Raw genomic sequence first — 320 nt, forward strand, 5'->3', positions numbered from 1 at the left:
TCGAACGCGACTTCGTTCGCGCCGCCGTGCTTCGGGCCGCGCAGCGCACCGATCGCGCCGGTGATCGCGGAGTACATGTCCGAACCCGTTCCCGCGATGACCCGCCCCGTGAACGTCGATGCGTTGAACTCGTGCTCGGCGTAGAGATTGAGCGAGACGTGCATCGCCTTGACCCACGATTCGGACGGCTTCACGCCATGCAGCAGATGCAGGAAGTGGCCGCCGATGGAATCGTCGTCGGTTTCGACTTCGATGCGCCGGCCGTTGTGCGAATAGTGGTACCAGTAAAGCAGCATCGAGCCGAGCGACGCCATCAGGCG

At 63.8% G+C, this 320-nt stretch carries 1 protein-coding gene; it reads right to left on the reverse strand.

Annotation, left to right across the window (positions count from 1 at the left end; genetic code table 11):
* A partial coding sequence (locus BG57_RS31065) for a citrate/2-methylcitrate synthase (protein WP_277621562.1) occupies positions 1–320 on the reverse strand: 320 nt, incomplete at both ends.

It is taken from the genome of Caballeronia grimmiae (genome assembly GCF_000698555.1).
Classification (GTDB): Bacteria; Pseudomonadota; Gammaproteobacteria; order Burkholderiales; family Burkholderiaceae; genus Caballeronia; species Caballeronia grimmiae.